Annotated in this window: 29 protein-coding genes and 1 pseudogene; 22 read left to right on the forward strand and 8 right to left on the reverse strand. The window is 40.4% G+C overall.

Going from position 1 to position 25,674, the window contains the following annotated elements; all coding sequences use genetic code 11:
- Nucleotides 1-97 precede the first annotated feature (97 nt).
- Nucleotides 98-775 (forward strand): hypothetical protein, encoded by a 678-nt coding sequence (locus tag REC12_RS23485; protein WP_308898426.1) that lies wholly within the window; start codon nucleotides 98-100, stop codon nucleotides 773-775.
- A gap of 313 nt (nucleotides 776-1,088) precedes the next feature.
- Here REC12_RS23485 and REC12_RS23490 read toward each other — a convergent pair whose 3' ends face one another.
- Nucleotides 1,089-1,982: an alpha/beta hydrolase gene (locus REC12_RS23490; RefSeq protein WP_308898428.1), complete on the reverse strand. Its 894-nt coding sequence runs from the start codon at nucleotides 1,980-1,982 to the stop codon at nucleotides 1,089-1,091.
- A gap of 89 nt (nucleotides 1,983-2,071) precedes the next feature.
- Here REC12_RS23490 and REC12_RS23495 point away from each other — a divergent pair, with 89 nt between their 5' ends.
- The 12 genes and pseudogenes from REC12_RS23495 to REC12_RS23550 all read left to right on the forward strand — a co-directional run bounded on the left by REC12_RS23495 (nucleotide 2,072) and on the right by REC12_RS23550 (nucleotide 10,170).
- Complete coding sequence (locus REC12_RS23495; RefSeq protein ID WP_308898430.1) at nucleotides 2,072-3,046, forward strand: helix-turn-helix transcriptional regulator; 975 nt, start codon at nucleotides 2,072-2,074, stop codon at nucleotides 3,044-3,046.
- A 70-nt stretch (nucleotides 3,047-3,116) separates the two neighbouring features.
- Nucleotides 3,117-3,251 (forward strand): annotated as a pseudogene (locus tag REC12_RS23500) (4Fe-4S dicluster domain-containing protein); the annotation flags it as partial.
- Nucleotides 3,252-3,443: 192 nt separating this feature from the next.
- Entirely contained in the window at nucleotides 3,444-4,070 is a 627-nt protein-coding gene (locus REC12_RS23505) for a MarR family winged helix-turn-helix transcriptional regulator (protein WP_308898432.1), read from the forward strand.
- A 180-nt stretch (nucleotides 4,071-4,250) separates the two neighbouring features.
- Complete coding sequence (locus REC12_RS23510) at nucleotides 4,251-5,369, forward strand: SLC13 family permease (RefSeq protein ID WP_308898435.1); 1,119 nt, start codon at nucleotides 4,251-4,253, stop codon at nucleotides 5,367-5,369.
- A 149-nt stretch (nucleotides 5,370-5,518) separates the two neighbouring features.
- Nucleotides 5,519-5,803, forward strand: coding sequence for a hypothetical protein (locus REC12_RS23515; RefSeq protein ID WP_374214245.1), 285 nt, complete (start codon nucleotides 5,519-5,521; stop codon nucleotides 5,801-5,803).
- 240 nt (nucleotides 5,804-6,043) lie between these two features.
- The gene (locus REC12_RS23520; RefSeq protein ID WP_308898437.1) at nucleotides 6,044-6,457 is read left to right on the forward strand and encodes a GNAT family N-acetyltransferase; all 414 of its coding nucleotides are present in this window, start codon (nucleotides 6,044-6,046) and stop codon (nucleotides 6,455-6,457) included.
- 112 nt (nucleotides 6,458-6,569) lie between these two features.
- Nucleotides 6,570-7,175 (forward strand): pentapeptide repeat-containing protein, encoded by a 606-nt coding sequence (locus REC12_RS23525; RefSeq protein WP_308898439.1) that lies wholly within the window; start codon nucleotides 6,570-6,572, stop codon nucleotides 7,173-7,175.
- Nucleotides 7,176-7,341: 166 nt separating this feature from the next.
- On the forward strand, nucleotides 7,342-8,091 hold the full coding sequence (locus REC12_RS23530; protein ID WP_308898440.1) for an NYN domain-containing protein: 750 nt from the start codon (nucleotides 7,342-7,344) through the stop codon (nucleotides 8,089-8,091).
- Between the two features lie 279 nt (nucleotides 8,092-8,370).
- On the forward strand, nucleotides 8,371-8,637 hold the full coding sequence (locus tag REC12_RS23535; protein WP_308898442.1) for a type II toxin-antitoxin system Phd/YefM family antitoxin: 267 nt from the start codon (nucleotides 8,371-8,373) through the stop codon (nucleotides 8,635-8,637).
- On the forward strand, nucleotides 8,624-8,941 hold the full coding sequence (locus tag REC12_RS23540; RefSeq protein WP_308898646.1) for a type II toxin-antitoxin system RelE/ParE family toxin: 318 nt from the start codon (nucleotides 8,624-8,626) through the stop codon (nucleotides 8,939-8,941). The genes REC12_RS23535 and REC12_RS23540 overlap by 14 nt, the downstream gene beginning before the upstream one ends.
- Nucleotides 8,942-9,395: 454 nt before the next feature.
- Nucleotides 9,396-9,749, forward strand: a complete 354-nt coding sequence (locus REC12_RS23545) for a hypothetical protein (RefSeq protein ID WP_308898444.1) — start codon at nucleotides 9,396-9,398, stop codon at nucleotides 9,747-9,749.
- A gap of 115 nt (nucleotides 9,750-9,864) precedes the next feature.
- A complete protein-coding gene (locus tag REC12_RS23550; RefSeq protein ID WP_308898445.1) occupies nucleotides 9,865-10,170 on the forward strand; it encodes an SHOCT domain-containing protein in 306 nt (101 codons plus the stop codon).
- 444 nt (nucleotides 10,171-10,614) lie between these two features.
- Here the strand turns inward: REC12_RS23550 and REC12_RS23555 are convergent, their stop codons facing one another.
- Together REC12_RS23555 and REC12_RS23560 are read right to left on the reverse strand one after the other, a co-directional pair.
- On the reverse strand, nucleotides 10,615-11,997 hold the full coding sequence (locus REC12_RS23555) for a sensor histidine kinase (protein WP_308898446.1): 1,383 nt from the start codon (nucleotides 11,995-11,997) through the stop codon (nucleotides 10,615-10,617).
- Between the two features lies 1 nt (nucleotide 11,998).
- Nucleotides 11,999-12,691 (reverse strand): response regulator, encoded by a 693-nt coding sequence (locus tag REC12_RS23560; protein WP_308898448.1) that lies wholly within the window; start codon nucleotides 12,689-12,691, stop codon nucleotides 11,999-12,001.
- 422 nt (nucleotides 12,692-13,113) lie between these two features.
- Between REC12_RS23560 and dsrJ the strand changes: the two genes are divergently transcribed.
- Nucleotides 13,114-13,530 carry a sulfate reduction electron transfer complex DsrMKJOP subunit DsrJ gene (gene dsrJ, locus REC12_RS23565; protein WP_308898450.1) on the forward strand — a complete coding sequence of 139 codons (417 nt, stop codon included), beginning with the start codon at nucleotides 13,114-13,116 and terminating at the stop codon, nucleotides 13,528-13,530.
- A gap of 102 nt (nucleotides 13,531-13,632) precedes the next feature.
- Here the strand turns inward: dsrJ and REC12_RS23570 are convergent, their stop codons facing one another.
- Entirely contained in the window at nucleotides 13,633-14,178 is a 546-nt protein-coding gene (locus REC12_RS23570; protein WP_308898451.1) for a cache domain-containing protein, read from the reverse strand.
- A 972-nt stretch (nucleotides 14,179-15,150) separates the two neighbouring features.
- Between REC12_RS23570 and REC12_RS23575 the strand changes: the two genes are divergently transcribed.
- The 3 genes from REC12_RS23575 to REC12_RS23580 all read left to right on the forward strand — a co-directional run bounded on the left by REC12_RS23575 (nucleotide 15,151) and on the right by REC12_RS23580 (nucleotide 17,790).
- On the forward strand, nucleotides 15,151-16,842 hold the full coding sequence (locus REC12_RS23575) for a methyl-accepting chemotaxis protein (RefSeq protein WP_308898452.1): 1,692 nt from the start codon (nucleotides 15,151-15,153) through the stop codon (nucleotides 16,840-16,842).
- Between the two features lie 553 nt (nucleotides 16,843-17,395).
- Complete coding sequence (locus REC12_RS26570; protein WP_374214246.1) at nucleotides 17,396-17,587, forward strand: DUF1697 domain-containing protein; 192 nt, start codon at nucleotides 17,396-17,398, stop codon at nucleotides 17,585-17,587.
- On the forward strand, nucleotides 17,503-17,790 hold the full coding sequence (locus REC12_RS23580) for a hypothetical protein (RefSeq protein ID WP_308898454.1): 288 nt from the start codon (nucleotides 17,503-17,505) through the stop codon (nucleotides 17,788-17,790). The genes REC12_RS26570 and REC12_RS23580 overlap by 85 nt, the downstream gene beginning before the upstream one ends.
- A gap of 118 nt (nucleotides 17,791-17,908) precedes the next feature.
- On the opposite strand, the gene REC12_RS23585 is transcribed toward REC12_RS23580, so the two are convergent.
- Nucleotides 17,909-18,466, reverse strand: a complete 558-nt coding sequence (locus REC12_RS23585) for a MerR family transcriptional regulator (protein ID WP_308898455.1) — start codon at nucleotides 18,464-18,466, stop codon at nucleotides 17,909-17,911.
- A gap of 551 nt (nucleotides 18,467-19,017) precedes the next feature.
- Here REC12_RS23585 and REC12_RS23590 point away from each other — a divergent pair.
- Nucleotides 19,018-19,542, forward strand: coding sequence for a YfiT family bacillithiol transferase (locus REC12_RS23590; protein ID WP_308898456.1), 525 nt, complete (start codon nucleotides 19,018-19,020; stop codon nucleotides 19,540-19,542).
- A 211-nt stretch (nucleotides 19,543-19,753) separates the two neighbouring features.
- Here REC12_RS23590 and REC12_RS23595 read toward each other — a convergent pair whose 3' ends face one another.
- A complete protein-coding gene (locus tag REC12_RS23595; RefSeq protein WP_308898457.1) occupies nucleotides 19,754-20,047 on the reverse strand; it encodes a hypothetical protein in 294 nt (97 codons plus the stop codon).
- Nucleotides 20,048-20,394: 347 nt separating this feature from the next.
- Between REC12_RS23595 and REC12_RS23600 the strand changes: the two genes are divergently transcribed.
- From REC12_RS23600 to cysS, 3 genes are all read left to right on the forward strand, one after another.
- On the forward strand, nucleotides 20,395-20,808 hold the full coding sequence (locus REC12_RS23600; protein WP_308898458.1) for a GNAT family N-acetyltransferase: 414 nt from the start codon (nucleotides 20,395-20,397) through the stop codon (nucleotides 20,806-20,808).
- Between the two features lie 455 nt (nucleotides 20,809-21,263).
- Nucleotides 21,264-21,800 carry a GNAT family N-acetyltransferase gene (locus tag REC12_RS23605; protein WP_308898459.1) on the forward strand — a complete coding sequence of 179 codons (537 nt, stop codon included), beginning with the start codon at nucleotides 21,264-21,266 and terminating at the stop codon, nucleotides 21,798-21,800.
- Nucleotides 21,801-22,192: 392 nt separating this feature from the next.
- Nucleotides 22,193-23,665 carry a cysteine--tRNA ligase gene (cysS, locus tag REC12_RS23610; protein WP_308898460.1) on the forward strand — a complete coding sequence of 491 codons (1,473 nt, stop codon included), beginning with the start codon at nucleotides 22,193-22,195 and terminating at the stop codon, nucleotides 23,663-23,665.
- A 169-nt stretch (nucleotides 23,666-23,834) separates the two neighbouring features.
- On the opposite strand, the gene REC12_RS23615 is transcribed toward cysS, so the two are convergent.
- Together REC12_RS23615 and REC12_RS23620 are read right to left on the reverse strand one after the other, a co-directional pair.
- Nucleotides 23,835-24,224, reverse strand: coding sequence for an MFS transporter (locus REC12_RS23615; protein ID WP_510167184.1), 390 nt, complete (start codon nucleotides 24,222-24,224; stop codon nucleotides 23,835-23,837).
- Nucleotides 24,225-24,279: 55 nt separating this feature from the next.
- Nucleotides 24,280-24,852 carry a cysteine hydrolase family protein gene (locus REC12_RS23620; RefSeq protein WP_308898462.1) on the reverse strand — a complete coding sequence of 191 codons (573 nt, stop codon included), beginning with the start codon at nucleotides 24,850-24,852 and terminating at the stop codon, nucleotides 24,280-24,282.
- A gap of 118 nt (nucleotides 24,853-24,970) precedes the next feature.
- Between REC12_RS23620 and REC12_RS23625 the strand changes: the two genes are divergently transcribed.
- Nucleotides 24,971-25,558, forward strand: coding sequence for a TetR/AcrR family transcriptional regulator (locus REC12_RS23625; RefSeq protein ID WP_308898464.1), 588 nt, complete (start codon nucleotides 24,971-24,973; stop codon nucleotides 25,556-25,558).
- Nucleotides 25,559-25,674: the final 116 nt, after the last annotated feature.

A 25,674-nucleotide genomic window follows, 5' to 3' on the forward strand; every position in this document is an offset into this window, starting at 1 on the left:
TGTAAAAATCAGGGTATACTGGCTCTTTAACAGAACCAGTTGTATGGGTAAAATTATACCATCACATTAAACTCAAATATGAGCTGAATGCTTGTAGATGGTTTTTGCTGAAGATATAGCTGAAGAAAAGGAAAAGTCCAGCCTGGAATTCTTAAAACAGGACTTAAGTCCTACTTTAATTCTCAGGGAACTCTCAGTTTTGATTGTTAGACTATGTTTGAAGATAAAGTTAGTCGATAATCAGAAAGGAAGATGTTTAATGCGTAATTTGAAAGTTTTACTGACCTCGGGATTGGTGATAGGTTCCTGCCTGTTTTCTGCCTTGCCAGCTATGGCTGATACAACGGCACCAGTCGCGCCTACTCTTAATTCCAACTCCACATATTGGACACAGATCAAGGCACTGCGCCAAACGGACAAAGGTTTAAGTGATACGTTACAAGGGTTAAGACAAAATATTCAAGCCCAACGTAAGACAGATTGGACTCAAAAGAATTATACTGTGCTATTAAATGTAAAAAATGACCAAATTTCAATGGTGAATGATTACACCACAGCACTTACTGACAGGTTAACTCTAAGAAAAGATGAGCTCCAGTTGGACATTGATCGTCAGGCCAAAAACAAAACGAATATAACCACAGACTTGCAAAACATCATCACCGATTTAAATAATCAAATCAGCGCCAGAAATCAGCTAATAACGGATGCTCAAAAGATCCTGGTGGATTTGGGCGGAAGTACTGTCAGTACCTCAACAGCTACAGTCCAATAGAGAAAAATCTGAACGATATCCTTTTTAGTTGATGGCATCCATTACTGGCACTCCGTTTGGGAGAACAATTGACTTGCAATCCAGCCAATAGAGAACTATCTGTCCTACCCCGGATAACCACCGGGCGTAGGATATTTTTTACCACTGATATGTCCGGTGCCAACCCGCAAATCGCCGCTAAGTTGCATACTTGTACAGCATCAGGATTAAAATGGTTAAATCTTAAGAACCATGATAAGGTATTCTTTGGAGACCGCATTTATCAGGAGATTTTGTTGCACCTGTTACGTGAAATTGCCAATCCGGCACAACACTAACTAAGATGCTGTATGATGAAGAATGCGGCACGGTCTAAGGCTTGATCGGCTTCATCAAGGATACCGGCGAACGCTTGGAAAACATGTGGGACATCGGCAGTCACGTCGAGGATCACGTCCACGTCTGCTGCTCGTGCGCGCTCTGCCATCCGCGCAGAGTCGTCAAGAAGTACCTCATTGGTTCCGACTTGAAGCAGAAGCGGTGGGAATCCCGCAAGATTGGCAAATCGAGCAGGACTCAGGAGTTCCTGATTCGGGTCCTGTCCGGAGAGGTACATTGCTGTTGTGTAAGCAAGGTTCTTACGAGTGAAGAACGGATCGATCCCGGCTTTGCTATCTATGCTCGCTCCGGAGAGTGTCTTATCTAAACTTGGCGAGAACGCCACAACCGCTGCGGGCATTGGCAAACCAGCATCCTGTGCCATGAGGCACGTTGAGACAGCGATACCGCCGCCGGCAGAGTCACCGGCGAACGCAATGGACTTTGCCTCAACACCGGTCTCCAAGAGTGCGCGATAGGCTGAAAGCGCATCGTTCAGTGCCGCCGGGAACGGGTGTTCCGGAGCAAGGCGATAATCGAGCGAGACAGACCGGATACTGGTCCTGCTTACGAGGTTCCCGGTGAGGGACATGGCGGTCTCGGGGGAACCGAATACATATCCACCGCCATGGAAATAGAGAATTATTCCCAAACGAGCATCCTGTGCGGGCTCGACGAGCAAACCGGGCCGATTACCGAGAGCCGTCTGAGTGATTCGCACGTCTGTAGGTACTTTCATCGCCGTCATCATGGCAGCGAAATCCGCGCGCATCTTCTCGACGGTTTTTGGTTTGGAAGTTTGAGGGCGCCGTAGCATTTCATTTACTGCTTTACGTTGTTCTCTACTCATAATGATATTCTCCTGTTCTAATTGTTTTATTTTTAGTATAAAATAAAATCATGACAGAACATGTCACTATTATTTAGGGAGTGAACTGAATGGGCAAGTCGAGGCGCCTGATTGAATTAATGATGGCGGTTAATCGGAAACGACAATTCACGGTCAAAGAGCTTGCTGAAGAATTTGGCGTATCTACCAGAACCATGCTGCGCGATTTGCAGGAATTGAGTGGAATGGGTGTGCCTTTATACTCCCAGGTTGGCGCAGGAGGGGGATACAGAGTACTTACAGAGCGCAACCTCCCACCTATTTCGTTTACAGAGAACGAGGCGTTCTCAATATTCTTTGCTTGCCACGCACTTAGACACTATAGTTCATTGCCCTTTAAAGCATCTGCAGACTCTGCTCTCCGAAAATTTTTCGCGTATTTACCAGACGACATGAAAGAGCAAATAGATGAGATACGGCATCGAGTTGACTTCTTTACGCATAAGCGCCCACAACGAGCGGGATATCTTGAGATATTGCTCCAAGCATCCATTGAAAGGCTACCCGTGACCATCAATTATGGTGTTCGGACAGATGAAACCACACTCAGAACTGTTCAACCTATTGGAATATACGCGCATGAGGGATATTGGTTTTGCCCGGCATACTGCTATCTGCGAAATGCCTACCGCTTGTTCCGAGTGGATCGGATATGGTCAGCCGCTTTAGCCGATGTTGAAACGATATCGGCCCCAGTCGATGTTTGCGAGGTAAATTTATCGAACTTTGGCCTTCATTTTCAAAGCGAACTTGAAAGTGTCGATGTTAAAGTGAAATTATCGGCAAAAGGAATTGAGCTATTCAGCGATAAGAGTTGGTTGTTCCCTTGGGGGAACGTCATTGTTTCTGATGAGGGGATAGGTATACTTAAGGTAGGTATTCTTGCCTCAGAAATACCATTTTTCGCTGAATACTTTTTTTCGTTTGGGGCAGAGGCGATTGTGCTTCAACCGGAAGAACTTAGAGAAGCTGTCAGAGCGAAGTTGGTTCAGACTTTGGAAAAGTATGATACCCCACAATGCTAGTCTTCAAGGAATTGGAAACTGAAAATATCTATGAGAAGGAGGGAGGAGTATTAATAAAGCCTAGTCAGAATGGAATTGTCCCTATGAGAATCTCCAGTTCATTGAAGAACGTAGAATAGTAAAAAAATGTGACAGTTGCAAGGATCTTCGTGACGCCGGCAGAAATCCGGCCTGCGTAGATGCCTGTACCATGCGCATCGAGGAAACCTTCCGGAGAATTCACCTTTTGCAGATTATGAAGATGAAGAAGTCCCGTTTCAATGTCTATATTATTGAGCGGGTTTTATTTGCATGATTTTTGCCAGGCTAGAATTTTAGTTAGGTACCTTGACATATTGCGGGATTCCAGTATAATAGAATATAGATAGGTACCTATATAATATTGGGGAGAATTATTGTGGCTGAATATAGTAACGAACAGAAGCAAAAAGATCTCGTAATTTCATTTGATGAGTTGTTGTTTACCTTGAGTCAGTTCATCAGGCTTTACCAGAAGGGGATGTATCGTGCCAGGCTGCCGTATGTGCCTTACCGGGGCCAAAACAGGGTCTTGAACATTATTGCAGACAACGACGGCTTGAATCAGAAAGAGCTTGCCGAGCTTCTGGATATTCGCTCCGCATCCATGTCCGAACTTTTGAACAAGCTGGAGCGGTCAAGCCTGATTACGCGGGAAAAGGATGAAGCAGACAAACGCATCACACATGTTTTTTTGTCGGATGAGGGACGTAAACTTGCAAACAGTTCACAAAGCCAGGGAGATTTTGCGGAAATGCTCTTTGGAAGCTTGCCCGATGAGGAAAAGCACATGTTCTATACCATCATGAAGAAACTTTGCGCTGTCTTTGAAGCGCAGGCACTCCTTGAGGGTGAAGATTCAGAAGAGTCTTTGCCTCCGCATTTGAGGGATGGACATATGCCGCCTCATCCGCCGGAGACCCGCCCGCTTCCGCCTCATTTACGGAAAGGCTCTGCATCCGGGCCACCGGAAAAAGGCCCGTTGCAGCCTTATTGGAAAAAATGACTTATACAACCGGATAAAGTCCATGGCTTGAAAGCCGCAGACCGATCTGACTTTTTGGGCTGTACAACGTATAGCCTGGTATTTGTATGCCTTTTTTAGAAATTATAATAGTTAAAGGAGGGTATAACATTTAATACGTTTTATCGATTTTTTTCGTTTTTAACTCATATTGGAGGGCTTATGGTCGGGATATGGAAAAAATTCTTACATGAGATTACAGGCCATGCTCTCTTTTCGATTTCCTTGACCGCTGCAGTTGTTACTTCCTTTTTCAACATCCCCAGATGGGGTTATATAGATGTTAAAGTGCTTGTCTGTTTGTTTGAGCTGATGCTGATCGTAAAAGCATTGGAAGAATACGGGCTTCTCGGACACGTCGCTGTAAAAATTGTGAACTGCTGCAAGAACGAAAGACGGCTGACGGCGGCTCTGTGTGTCATTACTTTTCTGCTTTCAATGTTTACCACCAACGACGTCGCGGTCCTGACGATTGTCCCAATCCTAGTCGCAATCTCCAGGACGTGCGGCCTTTCCGTCACCTTTCCATGTGTTCTGACAACCATCGCTGCGAATCTAGGAAGCAGCGCAACTCCGATAGGTAATCCACAGAACCTTTACATTTTTTCGTTCTACAAGATGAGTCCGGTATCTTTTTTCAGAGAGTCCGTCCCTCTATGCCTTGTGAGTTTGCTTCTGCTGATGGCGTCAACCCTGTTTATCCGCCCGAAAAAAATCCGGGCCGAGCTTAGCATTGCGCCTGTGACCGAAAAAAAGAGGGTAGCGGCATTCCTTCTGTTGTCGGTACCGGTGATTGTCGGTATCTTTGGTCTGATTCCCTACGCGATTACTTTTGTGTTCGTGCTGCTCGCTGCAATAATTATAAACAGATCAATGCTCCGCAAACTGGATTACCGACTTCTGCTGACCTTTTTGTTGCTATTTGTTGCCGTAGGCAACATCTCCCATATTCCGGTGCTGAAAGAACAAATAGCAGCTCTGGAAACCACTCCTTTAAAAACATACGTATCTGCTCTTTTCCTGAGCCAGATCATCAGTAATGTTCCCAGTACGGTCATGCTTGCACCGTTTACAGTTTATGCGTATGCATTGTTTTATGGCGCCAATATTGGCGGGCTTGGTACTCCCATTGCTTCACTTGCCAGCGTCATTGCGTTTTCGCTGTTCTATCAAGTCTTTCCTCATAAAAAGCTTCAATTTATTGGCACTTTCCTGTTATGTAATGTCATCATGCTTTTTGTCTTAAGCGTTGTGTTTGCTAGTGTCCTAGTGCAGGTTTAATACTCAAATCCCACCCCGGCCGTCAAATTGCAAACAAGCCGATTAAACGGTCGGTCAATCGGAAGCGCCGGCCTCCCAGAACAAAAAGTTGCGGAACTGCACCGTATAATTTAGTGGAGAATCATTAAAATTCAAAGATAGGTTGAATAATGATGAAAATAGATTATTATAAATACCATGCATTGGGTAATGACTACATAGTAATTGACCCAAATAAAACTAGAATTAATCTTAGCGCAGAAAACATTAAATTAATTTGTCATCGGAATTTTGGAATAGGTTCTGACGGTATTTTATATGGACCATTCTTTGAAGGCGAAAGTCTAAAACTTAGAATTTTGAATCCTGATGGTAGTGAAGCAGAGAAAAGTGGCAATGGAATCAGGATTTTCTCAAGGTATCTATTTGACCAGGGTTATATTAAGACAAATTAAAATTCTTTCAGATGGACATGTTTACATGACTGGAACTGTTTCCAGCGTTGCGACCGGTAATTTTTCTGAGAAATTGTGGCAGAACCTGGAGTGAGGATGTTACGAAACACATGCTGTTGTCCCCCAGAGGCTTTCACATGAGGTTAGTCGGTTGTCTTACATTGCAATGTGGGGGTGATAATTTCCCAGAAATATATATGAAGCGCACAACGTGAGCACACAAGGAAGGTGTATAATTAAATGAAAATTGAGATTACTGATGAAATTAAAGAACAAGATAAAAATATTATTTTTCAAGGCTTAGTAGACTATAATTTAGCGAGAATTGAAGACAAAAACCCCAAGGATTTAGGCGTTTATTTACAAGATGAAGCAGGTAAAAAAGTTGCTGGTCTAATTGGCATTACACATGGCAATTGGTTGTTTGTAAAATTTCTGTGGGTAAGTGAGGAATTAAGGAGACAAAACGTTGGAAGCAATATTTTAAATCAGGCGGAAAAAACAGCGAAAGAGCGTGGGTGTAAGTATTCATTTTTGGATACTTTTAGTTTTCAAGCACCTGAATTTTATAAAAAGCATGGATACAAGGAAGTGTTTGCATTAGAAAACTATCCTGTCACAGGAAAACGTTATTATTTTACTAAAACTCTTTAAACAAAGGCTAAAGAAGACCCCCTTGCCAAGCTCAAGAAGGTTTAGTAAGCGGGGGCGAACTAGAATTTGCTAAATTCATTATCCGGGATATTGAGGTATAAGAGGCGATTCTATGCTAGTAAAAATGATTTCAGAAGCAAAGTCGGATGATAACTATATCAAGAATGTAAGATTTGAAAATGAAGTTCTTACAGATGCCGATATTTCAAAGATGGAATTTGAGTCAGTACAGTTTGACAAGTGTCAATTTATTAATTGCAATTTTTCACGTACCAGCTTTTATAACGTAACCTTTATGAATTCCGATTTCTCAAACTGTAGCTTTGAAGATAGCTATTGGAAGAAATCAAAGATATCGGAAAGCAAAGGCGAGGGCAGTAACTTTAGTCAAAGTCATTTCAAAGAGGCAGTGTTATCCAATTGTTCATTACGTTACGCCAATTACACAGGATCAGTATGGGAGGAAAACTGTACGATCAGTGATTGTAGCCTTAAAGAAGCATTTCTATCAGAGGTAAAGTTCAAAAAAGTTAAGCTAAAAGCGGTTGATTTTCAGAGTGCGGATTTTTTTAAAACTCCTCTTAAAGGAATTGACCTATCAGATTGTATAATTGAGGGGATTACCTTATCTGATACCTTCAGCGAACTTAAGGATGCAAAGATAAATGTCATGCAAGCTGTTGATATAGTACAGATTTTGGGAGTAAAAATTATTTAGCCCCTACTTTAAGCAGATGATTATTTTCAAGATTTTTTTAAAATCCAGAAGGGAATTAAGGAAATATATGGAATTATTAAAAGGCGATTATTTGAGGCCGAAGCGGGTCACCTATACCAACATGCCTTTTGCGGAGTAGTGCTATCAATATAAAGGGGGAATGTTAGTGGAAAAAGATAAGAAGATTGCGGTTTTAATTGATGCTGATAATGTATCCGACAAATATATAAAGTATATTTTTGATGAAATTTCCAACCACGGGACACCTACATACAAGCGAATTTATGGAGATTGGACAAAGCCTCAACTTGCAACATGGAAAACGGTTCTGCTTAATTATTCTATTACCCCAATTCAGCAATATAGCTATACAACCGGTAAAAATGCTACCGATTCAGCCTTAATAATCGATGCCATGGATATTCTATATTCAAATAATGTAGACGGTTTTTGTATTGTTTCAAGTGATAGCGATTTTACTAAGTTGGCTGCCCGGCTAAGAGAGGCCGGAATGTATGTTATCGGTATGGGTGAAAAGAAAACGCCTTTGCCTTTCATTGCGGCCTGTGAAAAATTTAAATATCTTGAAGTCTTAATGCCGATTCCAATAGATTCTGATAAATCGGATACCTATAGTGTATTGGAAAAGAATAATACCCCTCGAGAAGATATAGCGAATATAGGAAAGTTGATCGAATCGATAAAAGTTATCATAACGGAGAGTTCAGACGAAGATGGTTGGGCTTTTTTGGGCGAAGTTGGAAACAGGCTCAGTAAGCGTTACCCGGATTTTGACACAAGGAACTTTGGCTACCTAAAGTTAACTCCCTTTATCTCGTCCCTAAAGCAATTCGAAATCCAGTCACGAAAAACGAGTAATCCACACATTACTCATCACTATATCAGAAATCGGTGACCAATCAGGTTTGAGTGCTTTATAATTTCAATTGACTCGATGGGGAATTCAAGAAACTGATACGGAAACTGCCCCAAAAAGATACATTGTCAAAAAACAGTAAAGGGCCGACGTTTTGAAGAAAATGTCGCCCTTTACTGTTTGCAAAGAAGCGGGAGTCTTAGAGCGGATTAGTCAGCGGATAAATGATTTCATTTCTTTTAGGTGTAGCTATATTTGTTGACTTCATGATAAAATAATGATATTTTTATGATAAAGAAATGCGAAAAGGTGAGAGGCATGATCCATATCAGACCTGTTTCAGATTTAAGAAATAAATTTCCGGAAATTGAGAATTTGGTTATTAAAGAAGGGCAGCCAGTTTATCTAACGAAAAATGGTTATGGCTCTATGGTTGTAATGAGTTTGGAAAAGTATGCCGAACTAACGGATGATCTGGAAATGAAACTTGATGAAGCAGATAAAGAGGCGGATTCAACGGATGTTCGATACACTCATGATGAGATTTTCTCAAAGGTGAAGGCGAGAATTGATGACGGAAGGTAGGTATTCGTTAAGATATATTCCCAGATTTGAAGCCGATTTTAATGAAATTGTAGACTATTTAGTATTTAAGCTACATAATCCGGATGCTGCAAAAAGGCTTATCAATAAAATCGAAATTTCAATTGCCGAACGATTAAGCTGTCCATTATCATTCGAACCGTTTCAATCAAATCGGAAAAGGAGAAATCCGTATTATCGGATTTACGTAGATAATTTTACTATCTTCTATGTCGTTATTGACAATGTGATGGAAGTCAGAAGAATTCTGTATAGAAGCAGGGATATAGCTAATTTGATTGAATAATTGTTTTGGACCGCTACGCAGCGGTTTATTTTATCCAAATTCAAAGATCCCTTCGAATTTAGGATAGGTTTGTAATTTGGGAATGTTCCCAAAAACAGGGTCAAAAACCACTACATATAGTGTGTTTCATAGATGACAAAGAGCGTTGGAGGAATGTGGTCTCCAAAACGGGAATTTCATAAGAAAATAAACAAAGGAATCAAGATAGCTAAGCTTGATTCCTTTGTTTATTTTCCTGAATGCCCTGACAACTCAAACACGTTAATGGACTGGGATTTCCTGGAACTCTGCACAATTGGCTCCGACGTTGCTCATTTGCCTGAGGGAGTGGATCGGAAAAGCAGCTTGCCGTTCATAAGTTATTCATAATTAATTCACAGGATGTTCAAAAGGCAACGTCATAATAAATATCAGCAAGAGGTTATGAACTGGTAAGATTAAGGGGGAATAAACAATGAAGAAGTTCAATAAAAAAATTTCACTACTCCTGGGAACGGCGGTTTTAGCTGTTGGACTCATGGCTATTCCGGCGATGGCTGATACAACGAATCAATCAGCAGCGAGTCAGGCACCAACGACCACACCTCCAACCTGGACTGTTCCATATGGCCATGGTATGATGAGTGGATTTGGAGGCTATGATTTTAACGGCAGCGGTAGCAACAATAATAGCGATAACAGCAATAATAACAGCTATGGTCCCGGCTATGGGTCTGGATCTGGGTCCGGATACGGCTTTGGTATGATGGGGGGCTACGGAGGGTATGGAATGATGGGCGGCTATGGTGGCTACGGAATGATGTGGTAAACTCTTGTAACATAGTCTCATTCTGCTCGTAAAACTACTCCTCTAAAGTTTCCTACTTATATGAATCCGACTTTCAAACTATAAGAAATTATTCCGCTAAGAAGGTGTGAAGTCTATGATGGGATTTGGTTACGGCAATTGGGGCCCGGGATATTGCTATGGATATGGTTCAGCTTTCGCCTCTGGTTTGGGTGGTGGCTATTGGTGGACGAGTCTTATAGGGTTAAGTATGCAATTACTTTCCTGGTTATTGATAATTGCCGTAGGGATTATTTTATTTCGCTGGCTTGGCAGGAGGATTCCCACAATTGGCTATAAGAACAGCAATGCCCTGAACATTGTAAATGAGCGCTATGCCCGCGGTGAAATAAACACAGACGAATACTTAAGCCTTAAAAAGGATCTTTCTCAAATAAATTAAAGGGTTTTAGCAATATGGCTGAATTCCCTTGCCCGTCATAAGGGCCCTTCTCTTACTTAATAAAGGTGAGAGAAGGGCTCTTGTGTTAGGGATTATAGAGGCGAAAGGGGAGCAGTGATAACCCGGGTTATTATTTGCGAAAAGAGAGTTGTCCTAAGCTTCTTCACTAAAATTCAGGTGTTGAATACTAGAGGGAATGCTTGCTTGAAAGAATTCATATTGTTGATCTTTAAGAAAGAAAAGCTATTTTATAATATAATTCTTTGGACATAAAACTCTTTGTTGGTTAACAAAGAGACTGAGGAGACAAAGAGAGAAGTTTCCGCCTCAAATTTAAAAACCGGAGATGTTGTTTTGGTTCAGAATGATTTGTTTGAGGTTGAACCTTCAACTCAGAACCAAAAAAGTACCCCCCAAGAAATTGTTAATTTCATGGGGGGTAGACTATTTTTCAATAGTTACCTTTTGGGGCAGTTGAACAATAAATTCCGTCTCTTCCCCAAGATGACTCCTTACATTTATTGTACCTTGATGGAGAAGGGTAATCTGCCGGACTAAAGAAAGTCCAATGCCTGTTCCTCCGGTTTCACGTGTTCGGGATTTATCAGTCCTGTAAAATCGCTCGAAGATGAAAGGAAGGTCTTTTTCCGCAATGCCTTCACCGGTATTTTTGATTTTAACGGTTGCAAAATCCGCCGCCGGGTTCAAGGTGATGCTTACTTGCCCTCCAACATTAGCATAGCGATAGGCATTGTGAAGAAGATTGTAAAAAAGTCTGGTCAAGAGACGTTCGTCTCCCTGAATTGGTACGGGTTTGGGCGGAGCGTTCCAATTCAGGGTTAATTGTTTTTCTTGAAGCAGAGGATAGAAGCTATGCGCTACTTTATCTATGAGATGTTTCAAGTCTACAGTTGTGAAGATGGGTTTTAAAGCCCCGATTTCGGCGACATTCAAGTCTTTTAAGTCACTGGCCAGGTCAACCAAGCGGTCAATTTCCTCATGGATCGAGGAAAGATTTTCTTGATCCGCGGGTAAGACATTATCTTGGAACGCTTCGATATAGCCTTTGATGGAAGTCAGAGGAGTTCGCAGTTCGTGGGCGATGTCGGCAGTAAACTGTTTGCGCACTGTTTCCTGGCGTTTTAAATTATTGGCCATGACGTTAAAAGCTGCGGCCAATTGCCCGACTTCGTCGTTAGTCTGAACTGTAACACGCTCGTCGAGATGTCCCCGGCCTATGCGATCCGTGGCAGAGATCAGGCGTTTCAGGGGTGCCACAAGACGACGGCTTGTAAAATAGCTAAGGATTATCCCAAACACAAGCGCCAGGCCTCCGGCAAGCAGCAAAGAGTATAAGACTGAGGACTGGAATTGAACATCTTGAGGGTTAAGAATAGGAGCAGATGAAGGGTAGCGTACGAGAGCCGTTGCTATAACTCCTTGAGAGCCGGAAACCGTTAAGGTTTTTGTTTTCCAGCTTGTAACGGCCTGAGAGGACATACTCATACCCATCATTCCACTTTGACTGTTCATCATATCCATCATATTATTTAAGGTAGCAATCAGCTTGCCGTCGGGATCGGTTAGGGTCACTGTCGTTCCCGCCGGAAGGGATAGACTAAGTTCATGGAGCGATGCCGAATCCCAGTTCCCTTTGCTTTCATACACTGCACTTAAACGAGTGGGCAGTTGTTCGATAACCGTTTCATTCGTCTTGGTCAAGTAATTGCTGAATTCTTGATGGAAGACAAGATTAACGGCAAGAATGCTGAAGATTAACGTTATAAGTATAATGACAAGAGTAGACAGAAATAACTTTTGGCGCATGTCATCCTCCCGCACTTGGATTGAATTTGTAGCCGACCCCATAAACCGTCATGATAATTTGCGGATCACTCGGAGTGGCTTCGATTTTTTGGCGTATTTTTTTGATGTGGGCATCAATGACCCGGTCATCGCCTTCAAAGTCGTGGCCCTGGACAATTTCAACCAGCTGGCCTCGAGAGTAAACTCGTCCGGGGTGCTTAGCTAATACTCCAAGGATTTTAAATTCAGTAGGGGTTAACGGAACTACTTGATCATTAAGCCGGGTCTCATGTTGAATATTATCTATCGTTAGACCGTTGTCATAAGAAATGACGTCCGCCAGGGGTGACGTGTCATTATTGGCCCGGCGCAGAACTGCCCGGACACGGGCAACCACTTCACGCGGACTGAAGGGCTTTGTGATGTAATCGTCCGCACCGATACTCAGACCTTGAATGCGATCCTCTTCTTCGACTTTGGCAGTGAGCATAATAATAGGAACAGAAGAGAGTTTGCGAATTTCACGGCATATTTCTGTCCCGGACATACCGGGTAACATTAAATCCAGAATGACAAGGTCATAAGAATTCTCCTTAAACATGGTTAAAGCGATTAAACCGTTCAAGGCCGTACTGACTTGAAATCCTTCTTGCTGCAGGTAGGCCTTGAGTACGGAAGTGATTTTCTTTTCGTCATCAACCAGTAAAATTTTCATAGATTGCCTCACTCCTAACTTAAAGAAACTCTTAATTATTATACAGTGAAAGATCAATTATCAGCAATCTTTCCTAACAAGGTGAGTTGCCGGTGAATTAAACTCTCTACTTAGACTCGCTTTGGGAAGCATAACAAATCTAATACGAAAATTTTATCAATAAGTTATGAAAAACTTATGAATTTGAGGCGGTTTTTAAGCAAACAATTCCCCTCATAAATAAGAGTGAGAAACCACTCTTATTTATGAGGGGAATTGTTTTGTAGTTTGATTTAGAATAAAGAACTCTTCCGAACCAGCGGGAACATGTTGAATTACATATAAATATCACTTTGAGAAAATAATATAACTGAGATAAATTTTTAATTTAGTAAAGTTTAATCTGTACAGTGCTCTAGAGCGGCAGTTTGTGGAGGTAATGGATGAATAAATATAGTAGAATAATATTAGGTCTTATTGTATTTATAGCTATTTTATCAATACCTGTTATTTATGAGTGGGGAAAAACAGATAAAGGACCTTTAATAAATCTAAATACACCGGGTATTCTAAAACTTGCGAATAAACAATGTGTTGAACCGGCGGAATGGATGAGAGCTAATCACATGCAATTGCTTCTGAAGTGGAGAGACGAAATGGTCCGTCAAGGCAAAACCGTGTATGTGAATAGTCAAGGTCAGTCCTTTGAAATTAGCCTCAATACATGCCTGAAATGCCATACAGATCCGTCGAAAAGTCAATCAGATCAGTTCTGCGTATCCTGTCATACGTATGTAGGAGTAAAACCAACCTGTTGGAGCTGCCATGACTGGCCGCAAGCTTATAAACAAACTGATTGAGGATGCACAAGACATCCTCTATGAAGATTTGCAGCAGCGAAATAGACTCCGCTGAATTAAGAGGGATTTTGGACATTGTTTTGTGATAAATGTTGTTATAAATTAGGATTCAGGTGTTGAAACTGTAAGAACAGCTATAGTTTTTCCATCTGACTTTAGAGGTATATAGACATTTAAATAACCGCTGCTGAGCGTACTAGCGGAGGCCCCGCTTGCCATCACTTTTCCGACCGCAGCCGGAGTGGGATAATTTAGAACTCTTGATGCGCCTTGTTTTACGCTGGTTGAAATCCTTTGATTACCAACAAAAATCGATACACCCATCGTTCCTGTAAACTGATTTTCGAGACCATCAACTATCTTATAATTGCCATTTTCGGTGTAAGTCCCTTTACTTAAGGTTGTTCCCGCAACGTTCCAATCGCCGGGGTAAGTTTTAGTGAGGAAATTATTAATTTTAGTTTCAGCAGCAACGATAGTTTCCTTATTTCCTGGTTGTGTTGATGTTTCCGCTGGGTGCCCATCCGTTAATTGAGATGTTCCTGTTGAGGAGAGTGTTGTTGGTTGAACTTGAGGTTCCTTGGAACATCCAGTAATAGAAATCAGCAGCAGGACCAAAATTATTGTCCTAAAAAACCATTTCACCATTATTTTCCTCCTTGTATTTTTATAGTGTATTATTATAAAAAAACCGCTAACTTATTCAAACGGAATAAGTATTTAAGAACTACGATGGGGCATCGTTGATGATTAAGTTCCAGACGGGTAAAATTGTCCTTACCGGCGCTTTTTAGGCAGGCCGGTCCCAGATTCGAATGCGCATTCGAATCTGGGACCGGCTGTTTAATTTTACCTTTGAATAATTCTTTTGCTCAAAGGCTGATTTCCGGCTAAAAGATGGTCTTTTATTTTCAGCAGGCATATCAACATTCGGCTCTACAACTTGGGCTTTATCAACATAGGGAAAAAGCAATAACTTCTTGGTCTCTTCTTAGTTGGAGAACCATGCTTTTCAGTAATCTTTCAGTAATTCCTCAGGCCAGATTCAACTACTAATTTTATAATTACATTGTCCTCCGCTAAAGAAGACTTGATTCAGGTGGAGTTTTAACTCCAGCTGAATCTTAGTTGCACTTATCCAGGGACTTAGCCGCTCTTAACTCACCGCTTGCAGAAACGGGAGTCTTGGAGCGGATTAGTCAGCGGATAAATGAATTGAAGAAAGAGAGATTAAGTAAACACGAAGTATTTTATTCCTTACCTAGTATGTCTTTCAATAATACTTGCCTTTAATTATGGAGCACATCGAAAGGAGAAATGCGGCTAACTCATTTTACTCAAAAGATTTAGTTTGGAGATTTAGTCAATATGAAAATGGATTACAACAACAGGCTAATGTTGCTCAAAATGTAACTCAAGATGTAACCTCTCAGGATTGGCTAAACCATGCCATGCATAAGTGTAAGAAAAATTCCCCTACATATTTTCCGGAGTATTGGAATTAGCTTTCAGGGATTAAGATACTACAAATAGAGGATGCTCTACTGATTTCGTTGGCTATTTCTAGGTTACAAAGTAAGAAATTAATTACTAAAAATTATAGAGTACGGAGGTTTTACTGTGATCAATCAATTGAAAAAAATCAAGCTTAAAAATTTAGTGACTTCTCTAGCCGTAGCAGCAATCATATCCACTCTACTCGTGGGGGCCTTTGGATATTTTAATATGAAAGCTTTAGACAGTCAGATCAATGAAATGTATTCGGAATACCTTATTCCGATTGCTGACATTGGAAACATAAGAACGAATTTTTGGCAGATAAAAATTGAATCTCTATCATCAGAAATCTCCAAATCCAATGACTTGGCGGCCAAAATTAAACCTTATAGAGATAACATTAATAAATATCTCGCGGATTTTGCCAAAACCAAAATGGATGAACGGGAAACTAAGGATTTCAATGATGTTACAACAGCCTTAAATTACTTTTCAAATAATATCTGGGATAATGCCGACACTAATAATTTAACCTTAGACATGACTAAAATAACAGAGCAAGAAAACAAAATCGAAACGAGTTTGTCAGATTTGCAAACTTATGAAGAACAGCTTGCCTTAAACGATAAGGAAATATGTGCTACCGCCAATAGCGCCAGTGAAAAACTTCTATTAATTATCTTTGTTTTAGCACTAGCCATATTTACCGTAATTGCCTACATAATCATTTTAGTTATTAATAAATCTTCGAAGGAAATAATAACGAACTTACAGCAGATTGCCGCAGGCGACTTGACTGTAAAATTAACTTCCAACGATAAGAATGAGTTTGGCTTAATGAATTCGTCTTTGGAAAAAACGATCCTAAATGTATCAGATATGATCAAAAGCGTAAAAGATGCTGCGAATAGCGTAAACGCACAAACAAAGAATTTGCTGGCTGTGTCAGAAGAAGTGGCGACCTCTTCAGAAAATGTCACCTTATCTGTTAGGGAAGTTACAAAATCAAATGAATCTCAGTCGGAAGAACTCATTGAGATTAGTTCTAAACTCCAAGAGTTTGCCAAACGGCTGCAAACTATAGTAAAGGCTATAAAAGCCATCGATCTTAATTCCCAAACTATCAATAGCATGGCTAATCAAAGTGACGTAAAGTTAGAGTTTTTAATTGCATCCCTAACTGAGTTGATTAATTCATTCCGGGCATTTACAGGAAAGATGAATACCTTAGGTGTTAAATTAAGAAAGATTAATGACATTACAAATTATATTAATAGTATTTCAGAACAAACAAACCTACTCGCTTTAAATGCAGCCATCGAAGCAGCAAGAGCCGGCGCGCAAGGTAAAGGTTTTTCAGTTGTGGCTGAGGAGATAAGAAAATTAGCAGAGCAAAGCAAGGAAGCAACCAATAACATAACTGGTCTAACTTCAGATATTGAAAATGATACTTCTGAAATAATTACTATGACGAACACAATGAATCATAAATTAGTTGAACAATCAAATGAAATGGCAACATCCTTAGATTCCTTTAAACAGATTATTACGGCTGTGGAACTGATTATACCGGAAATTAACGGGGTAACCATGTCAGTTTCAGATTTAGATGAAGAAAAGGAGAAAATAACCGAGAAAGTAAGCAATACAGCTGTGCTGGCAGAGGAAGTTAGCGCTGCGTCAGAAGAGATAGCAGCTACTTCTGAAGTACTAAGCACTTCCACAAACGAAGTAGCAAATTCCGCATCTATTCTAAATAGATCCACAGAAGAAATGATGTCATCTGTAAATAGGTTTAGACTAATGGAGTCATAGGGTAAAGCAACGAGTCGTCACAATCCCCGGTTGAAAAGTATCCTGAGCTGAAAATAGTGACCTTAAAATAAAGGAATAGTAGTTAGGGTCTTTTAATTCTACCGGAGTGTTTTTGAGCAAGAGTTGATAAAATTATCACTAAATCTTTAGATATTACTCAGATGATTTTCAAAATTTATTAAGAACTTTATGCTAAAATTTAAATATTCTCTTAAAAGTGCAGGAAAAAATCATTTTTGCTTAGCGGATACGTACAGAAAATGAGGTGATGACTATGATAGATTATAAAAACACTTGTCCCTTATGCGGAGATATCTTGATTTACGACGGGGGCTACGTCCAATGCCAGGACCCTGCGTGCGGATGGAATAAACCAATTTATTTAGACATTTCCGGGCCCAATACTAACAAAGATGTTATCCGAGGCAAAGTAGATAGAGAATATTCCCTGATTTATAAAGGGGAATTTCCCCAAACAATATCTGGTTATTTTTAATATTTTGCCCCTGCTTCAGTCTTTTGTACAGCGCCGATTCGGGAAAGAGGGTAATAGATGTATACCTACATCGCCCTCTTGCGCGGCATCAATGTGGGCGGGAACAACAAGGCAGACATGAAGCAACTCGCCATTTTCGTCATCTCGCTGCTACGGCAGCGGGCGTGTGCACAGAGGTCGGTGAAATCAAGCCCGAGTATGAAAAATGCGCCTACTGGGGCAAACTCATCTTTTGGTCTGCCCCGATGAAGACCTTTTTACGGATGCGTTGGGCCACAATGTCCAAGCAGGCAATCTATCAGAAGATTACCATACGCAACTTCACTACGGAGTTCAAGCTGGCGGAATTGGGGAAAGTGAGCAAGGAGAAAAGTGATGCCTGGAGAGATAAGTGTGAATGGCAGGCCTGTTCCAAATTCGAATGCGCATTCGAATTTGGAACAGGTTTTTAGTTTTACTTGAAAATGAACTCTATAGAACCGCAACCGATGCCTTCCCATTAGTTGCTTGGGATTCCAGTCTTAGCTACTGCGGACATACCCGCTCTCGTTTCACACTGTTTTGATTCTGCTACATGTCCTGCCGCTTTAAGATCATTTTCTTTAAGGCTTGTATTTGTGCTTCATTAACAAGTGGCAGCTGCATTTTCAGCCTTGATTTTTGGTCTGCCGTAAGATTGTCGTGAAAAGCTTTCAACTTTTCGACCAACTCCGGTGTTAGATAATTATTTTCATTCATTCGGATCAACTCCAATATTTTTAGTAATTGGTCTGCACTGATATCATTGTTCAATGACAGCAGCGCTTGGATCTGCTCAAGCTCATGGCGTAGCTTTTCCTTTAACTTTATCTGCTCGTTTATGATTTCAAGCTGAGCTTGAACTACGAGCATTGGATTATAGCTCGGATCTTCAATGAAGTCATGGATATCCTCTAATGAAAGCCCCAGTTGCTTGAGAGACAATATCTGCTGAAGTTTTGATAAATCAGACTTTGTGTAAAGTCTATGCCCGGCTTCGGTATATTCAGAGGGCACTAGCAGACCTATTTGGTGATAATGGTGCAGTGTTCTTACTGTAATTCCACACTGGCTTGCAAGCTCACCAATTTTCCAAGTGGTCTTTGACATCCTTTCACCTCGTTTAATACGTTTTATTTGTCGACATGTAAATTGTACAACCTGACGTTACGTCAGTTACAATAGGTTTTAATTAATTTATGCCCTTTTTTAGGGACTCAAATTAAAGATAAAGGGATGAAAGAGCCTTTATGTCGCGGCTGATATTATTGACCCAGGTAATCCACTTATAAAAACAGCATACTATCAATTGAAAGTAATCCTGGAGAAAAATTAGATGATGCTAAATCCCGGCGCTCTTTTTGCATTCTTATTGCAGGAAATAAAGGATAGAAGTGGAATTAGTAAGATATATTGAGATGCCAATGTTACTGCCACGCCGGGAGAGCTGGGGGGCTTGAAATGCTTCAGAGTTTTGGGGAGGGAATTCCTTACAGTGATTACCCAAACTGAATTGTTTAATATCATAATTAAAGGTCGGAATGAATGTTATGTTAAGAAAAGTTCTACTTACTAACCCGTATGTACCAGGCGATACTTACGACTGGCATTTTGAACTTTAGATGCAATTAAAGAAAAGTTATAGAGGGAAGTGTTGAGAAATGGATAATCTCAGGTATCCTATCGGTCAATTTAAAATGTCAGAAGATGTTAGTCTGGATCAGGTTGAAAAGCTGATTGCTCAAATTGAGGCTGTGCCACAGTTACTTGTTGATTCCGTTAAAGATTTAAAAGAGGAACAACTGAATTCTTCATACAGACCGGGGGGATGGACGATTCGGCAAGTTGTTCATCATATAGCAGATAGTCATATGAATGGTTATATTAGATTCAAACTCGCTTTGACTGAGGATACTCCTATAATAAAGTCGTATAACGAAGCTTTATGGGCAGAGCTTGAAGACGCTCGAACCTTACCGGTCGAGGTTTCTCTGAATCTTGTCGAAACCCTACATAAAAGATGGGCTGTTTTACTGAGGTCATTGTCAAGCACTGAACTTAATCGTCAATTTCGCCATCCAGAGGATGGAGATTTAAATATTAAAAAGGCAATTGGGTTATATGCTTGGCATGGAAATCATCACTTAGCACATATTACGAATTATAGAAAAAGTATAGGCATTTAGTCTTTACGCGCCCGGTTAGTTCAACATCATTTCCGGCACATCCGTAGATACCAATTCACCCCCGGCTTGCGTGGTGAGGGAGATTTGGAGAGCGGGTTGAGTGAAAACCCACAAACAATTCAACAAACAGCATAAATCATTAAAAGCCTCTCTCTCATCTTAAAATGAAAGAGGGGCTTTTATATTTACAGGGTCTATTCTACTTTTAAGGCTAATTTTCAGGAGATGTTGAAGTTTTGATCACTGTTCCATTGGAATAATTGATAATGTTTGTTTTAACTGCCTTTTTTTCTGTGCCATTAAAGGTCTGATATATTGAACCAAAAAGCTGAAGGCCGATTAAGCTGATCTCATTGAGAGGAGCATAATGTTCAGCGTCTACCTTGACGTTTAATTCCGAGTAATCCTTGTTAAAGGATATATTCTTAAAAACATTTTTATTTTCATCTTTTGCTAAAAACTCAGTGATGCTATCATTTATGGATGCTGCCATTTTATCCATCATTTTTGATGTTCGCTTAAGATACGGCAATCTGTAGACAATGCCAATGTTAAAACACGTTCCTCTCTCCCGCACATCTTTTAAACTTTTATTCGCCATAGTAAGATATTAGGAGAAGGTAGAGCATTGAAAGGATGAAAAGTAAAAAATGCATCCGGAATATGCCCACCATGAGGATGTATTTATAAAGCTTTGTGGGCGATGATGGGTAATTACAAATAAAACAGTTTCTTTTAAAATCCTTGGCTTATCCATGCTATAGGATATTGCAAGCTAGCGCCAAGTAACCATTAATACGGGGAACATGGAGACTGTTTGTCTTTTGGCAAAGAATATTTAAAGGAGGCATTATGTATATATACAAATGCACATTAGATGATACCAGGCAACTCGCTATCCTGAACAAGAAATTGATCGAAGATGAAAAACACGATAATCCCATGAACACAGATGAATTAGCAAAGCGAATGCAAGAATTCATCAGCGGAGATTATAATGCCTATTTCTATAAAGCAGATAACAATGTGATTGGATATGCTTTAGTACGAATTTCTTCTACTCCTAAGTATTTGAGACAATTCTTCATATGTCGTGAATATAGGAGAAAGGGATGCGGAAAGTCCTTTTTTACTGAGCTAATGAAAGAATTAGGTGAAAAGGCTTTGGATATTGAAGTTCTATCATGGAACAAAACAGGTATCAAATTTTGGGAGAGTATGGGCTTTTTACCGAGAAGCATATATATGCGTTATCATGAAAACTAACGTATTATTAGGACTTGGTTAATTTGCATCAAGGCCTCACCAGGTTCAAACGGCATCTTTTTTGATCGTTCAAGGCGGGTGGAAACGGTCACGTAAATACTACCCAAAATAAAACAGACAGCGAAGATTCAAGTGATATACTTATGGGGATATCAACAAGTCACAGGATCACCCGTTCAACGGGTGGTCCTGTGACTTGTTATCGCGAGGATTGACGACGGAAATATGAAGTAGATCGGGAGGGGCGGGGAGCAGGTAATGGAGATAGGGTGATTTAGGGCCTGTTGACTTAGACCTTTTCAGCAAATTCGCTTCAGTTGGAATTTGTTACGCTTAGGATTATTTTCGCGATCTTGGGAGGAAATAAAGGAAAGATGTGGAAGGTATATTATTAGTTCGGAAGCCAGCATGGCAAAAATTGAATTATCATATAAACAAGATAAGGGAGCTTAAGAATGGGCATTTATATTTCCACCAAAAGACTTAAGATAAGGCAATTCAGTCCGGATGATGCAAATCAATTGTATAAAATTTGTAATCAACCATACATTCTTAAATGGATGCCTGACTGGGAAACATCATTAGATGACATTGAACGTTGGATTAGCCAAAAAGAAAAACGGTATTCCCAGTGGACTAAAGATAACGTAAGAATTATGCTCGCGGTTACACTTGAAAAGGACGGTAAAGTTATAGGGATGGTTGGAATTGGCAATAAGGTAGAAGTAGACAATGAGGTGGAAATAGCGTACTTCATTTCCGAAGAGTATAGTAATCAAGGATATATGAGTGAAGCCGCAAAAGCTATGACAAAATGGGCATTTGATAATGTAAAGCTTGATTATCTGATTGCTATAGTTGAACCGGATAATTCCGCATCACAGAAGGTTGTTGAAAGGTGTGGCTTTAATAAAATCAAGGAAAGAATGATCCTCAATTCAGGCGAATCGGAAGAAAAACCTTTTTATTATTACAGGTTATATAATAGCTAGTTTATGCTGTTTTGTGCAGGTGGTTAGGGTTACCAGCACATTACAGGAATGGCTCCTTGAATAGTTAATAATCAAGAGCACCTTGGGCAGAAAAACCTGCTGGAGGACTCCCGGGCCTTGGAGTAATCCCTATAGATCTGTTTGGAATTTCTGGAAAAATGAACCCCACGGGTGCATAAAGTTGGAGCCAGCTTTTTTGGGGAGCCTCCCACAATGGGGTGGCTTTTTTTATGTGCCGGACACTGAAGGATAGAGGTTAGTGAAAGCAATAGATGTAATGCTCCAAAACTTGACTTGTATTCTAACATAATATACCATTTGTTAAAGATAGTACGTACTTGTTTGACAGTACGTATCGGCAATAAAAATAATGTTTTCAAGGAGTTAGGTTTATGAAGATATATAATGCTTATAGTAGAGAAAAGGAAGAGTTTGTACCCATTGAAAGTAATAAAGTAAAAATGTACGCTTGCGGTATAACTGTATATGATGATTGCCATATTGGACACGCACGGCAAGCGATTGTTTTTGATGTAATCAGTCAGTATTTAAGGCATAGAGGATATGATGTAACTTATGTAAGAAATTATACCGATGTAGATGACAAAATTATTGCAAGGGCTAATTCAGAAGGAATAAATGCATTAACCTATTCACAAAAAAAGATAGAAGAAGCAGAGTTGGATTTATCAACGCTGGGAGTTATTGATGCAGATATAAAGCCCAAGGCATCGGATTATATAGAGAAGATTATAGATTTTATTGATGGTTTAATCAAGAAAGGTCATGCCTATGCCACAGAAAGAGGAGATGTTTATTTCTCTGTAAGCAGTTTTAAGGAGTATGGGAAATTATCTAACAGGAATACTGAAGAGCTATTAAATGGCGTTAGAAAAGATGTAGAAGAAGGTAAAAAAAGTCCAATTGACTTTGCACTATGGAAATCTGCTAAAGTTGGAGAAATATATTGGGAAAGTCCATGGGGAAAAGGTAGACCAGGCTGGCATATTGAATGCTCAACTATGGTAATTGACACATTAGGAGAAAGCATAGATATACATGGTGGTGGCAAGGATTTGATTTTTCCCCATCACGAGAATGAAATTGCTCAAAGTGAAGCCTTTACAGGGAAACCATATACAAAATATTGGATTCACAATGGCTTGATTACAATTAATGGACAAAAAATGAGCAAATCACTTGGCAATTCAATGACAATTAAGCAAGCTCTTGAGAAATATAATGCTGAAGTAATTAGATATGCAATGCTTGAAAAACATTATTCTACCGCTATAGATTTGAATGAAAAAGTATTTTCATTAGCTGAAAAGCAACTTTACTACTTTTATAATACTCTGTTAAAAATAAATGAATTCCTGAAAAGCAATGACAATAGTAACGGAAAGGCTATTGAACCTTCAATTGTTGAAAATATTCAAAAGAGCTTTAATGACTCGATGGATGACGATTTCAATACTACCACAGCTATCTCGGACTTATTCTCTATTTGCAAGTATATTAACTCACTAATTATTAACAAGAAATTTGCTAAAGAGGATATTTCTATGACACTATCTCAGATTAAAGACAAGTTAGTTCAAGTATTTTCAGTAATCGGGTTATTGAACGAGAATCCGCAAGAATTTGTCGATGAACTTAGGAATAAGCATTTAAAGATATTAGGAATTTCTGCAGAGGACATTGAAGATATAATTCTGCAAAGAGCTAATTCAAAAGCTGATAAAAACTATGAAGTTGCTGATAAATTAAGAAACAATTTATTGGACCAAGGCATTATACTCAATGACAGCAAATATGGAACAAGCTGGGATATTAAAGAGTTGTATAGTATAGGAAATGAGTAAATTAGCTCAATAGTATTTTTGTTTAAAAGGGATTTTAAATAGTTTATATAAATTATATAAAAGTGACAAAATTAAGCACTTTAAGAATCGTTAATATAATTAAGTAAGATAAGTGCTGGCAGGCTCATGAGCAGGACTAAGGCAAAACAAAGTTTTACCGTTTCGGACTTTAAAAAACAGATGAAGGATGTCTACATCCCGGCGGCTTGGACATCCCGGCGGATTCTGCACGCCGGCGAATAAGGAGCATAGCGGACGGATAGGCGGTGGACGTGCCAATGCCTATGAGAATTCGCGCTACGGCCAGCATAGTCAAGTCACGTCCAAACCCACCCAACAAACCTCCCCAAAGTACCATAAGAATTCCAGCCAGAAATACCCGGCGGGGCCCGAATTCCGCTGAAAGCTTTCCGGCGGTGGGCTGTGCGATCGAGCAGGCCAGATAAAGCGCCGTCACCAGAATTGTGGTTTGAGCTACTGAAACATGCATATAGGCAGCGATGGGTACGAGCGCAGTGGCAATCATCGAGCTGTTGACGGGATTAAGCGTGGACCCCATGTACAGAGGCGCCACGAACCTCCAAGAGAATGGGTTGCCACCTGTCATGATTGGTTCACTCCTTGGTCATTGAGTCTAATCCGCCGATCCAATCGTCGACGGTCAGCACATCCGCCTGACGAGGGAAGACCTTCTCCATGAGCACGCGATGAACTTCAGGATCAGCATCAATGCAGGCGTCCGAAAGCACTTTGATTGTAAAATCCTTGTCCGCTGCTTCCCGCAGGGTTGACAACACGACTCCGCTCGTGGCAATGCCGGTGAGAATTAAAGTGTCAATTTGTTTCGCCCGAAGGATAACTTCCAAATTGCTTCCGGCGAAGGCGCTAACCCGATACTTCGTAACGACCGGTTCACCATTCATTGGTTGTACCGATTCATGGATTTGAGTTACATGATCCGATACTGTCATGCCGCCAAATTGAGCAATTTGCGAGAAAGACTTGTTTTTGGGACTTACCTCCGGGTATCCTTCACTAAAAGCAACCCGTACGAAGATGACCGGGATGTTGTAGCGCCGCGCTGTTTCCACTGATTTTTGAAACGGGAGCAACAATTCAGGATTGGCTTGAAAACGGGATACGATTCCATTCTGCATGTCCATGACCAGAAGTGAGGGCTTGCTCATATGTTTTACACTCCTATCGTTTTACTATATAATAAGTGGGGAAGTCTCCACTTATTATAAACGGAGAAATCTCCACTTGTCAACGAGATTTACAATTTTACTATTGGGAGTGGAAGTCGTGAAGAGTAGGGAAGAAACCAAGGTGCGACAAGAACGCCGCGATGCTGCTGAAAATCGTCAGAGAATATTAGATGCGGCAATTAAGCTTTTTGCACAACAGGGTGTTAAGCAAGTCAGTATGAACCAAATTGCGCTGGAAGCTCAAATTGGTTCGGGGACTCTTTACCGTCGTTATAAAAACAAAAGTGAGTTGTGTCTGGATTTAATTAAAGACAACATCTTGCTGCTCTTCGAGGACATTGATAGATACTTGGAACAGCATCAGACCGCTACACCGCGTCAGCGTTTAAAAGGGGTGCTCAGCCTTTTTATGCGTTTTCGTGAGAAAAAACTTCAGTTGCTGGCAGGTGTTGAAGAGGGAGCACTAGAGAATAGTCACTTTAAGTTCAATCTGCAGGAAATCGTCGTTCAGCTGCTCGCGGAGATGAACAGAGACGAACATACCGAAGCGAACACTGTGTTTAAGGCCGATATGTTATTGGTGGCTTTAAGAAGTGATTCTTATATATTTCAGAGAGATGTGCGCGGGTATTCGTCCGAATCGTTTTTGGAGCAAATTTTCTTGACATTTTTTCCGGAGAGATAACTAGTCTTGAGGCGAATACGATCGAAGGCACATGCCCGCTAATTTTTTGCCATATTTGCGCCGGACACAATGACTTCCTCCGGCCCCATGAGAATGAAGAAAAAATTAATAGATTT

It is taken from the genome of Candidatus Desulfosporosinus nitrosoreducens (genome assembly GCF_030954495.1).
In the GTDB taxonomy this organism is placed as follows: domain Bacteria; phylum Bacillota; class Desulfitobacteriia; order Desulfitobacteriales; family Desulfitobacteriaceae; genus Desulfosporosinus; species Desulfosporosinus nitrosoreducens.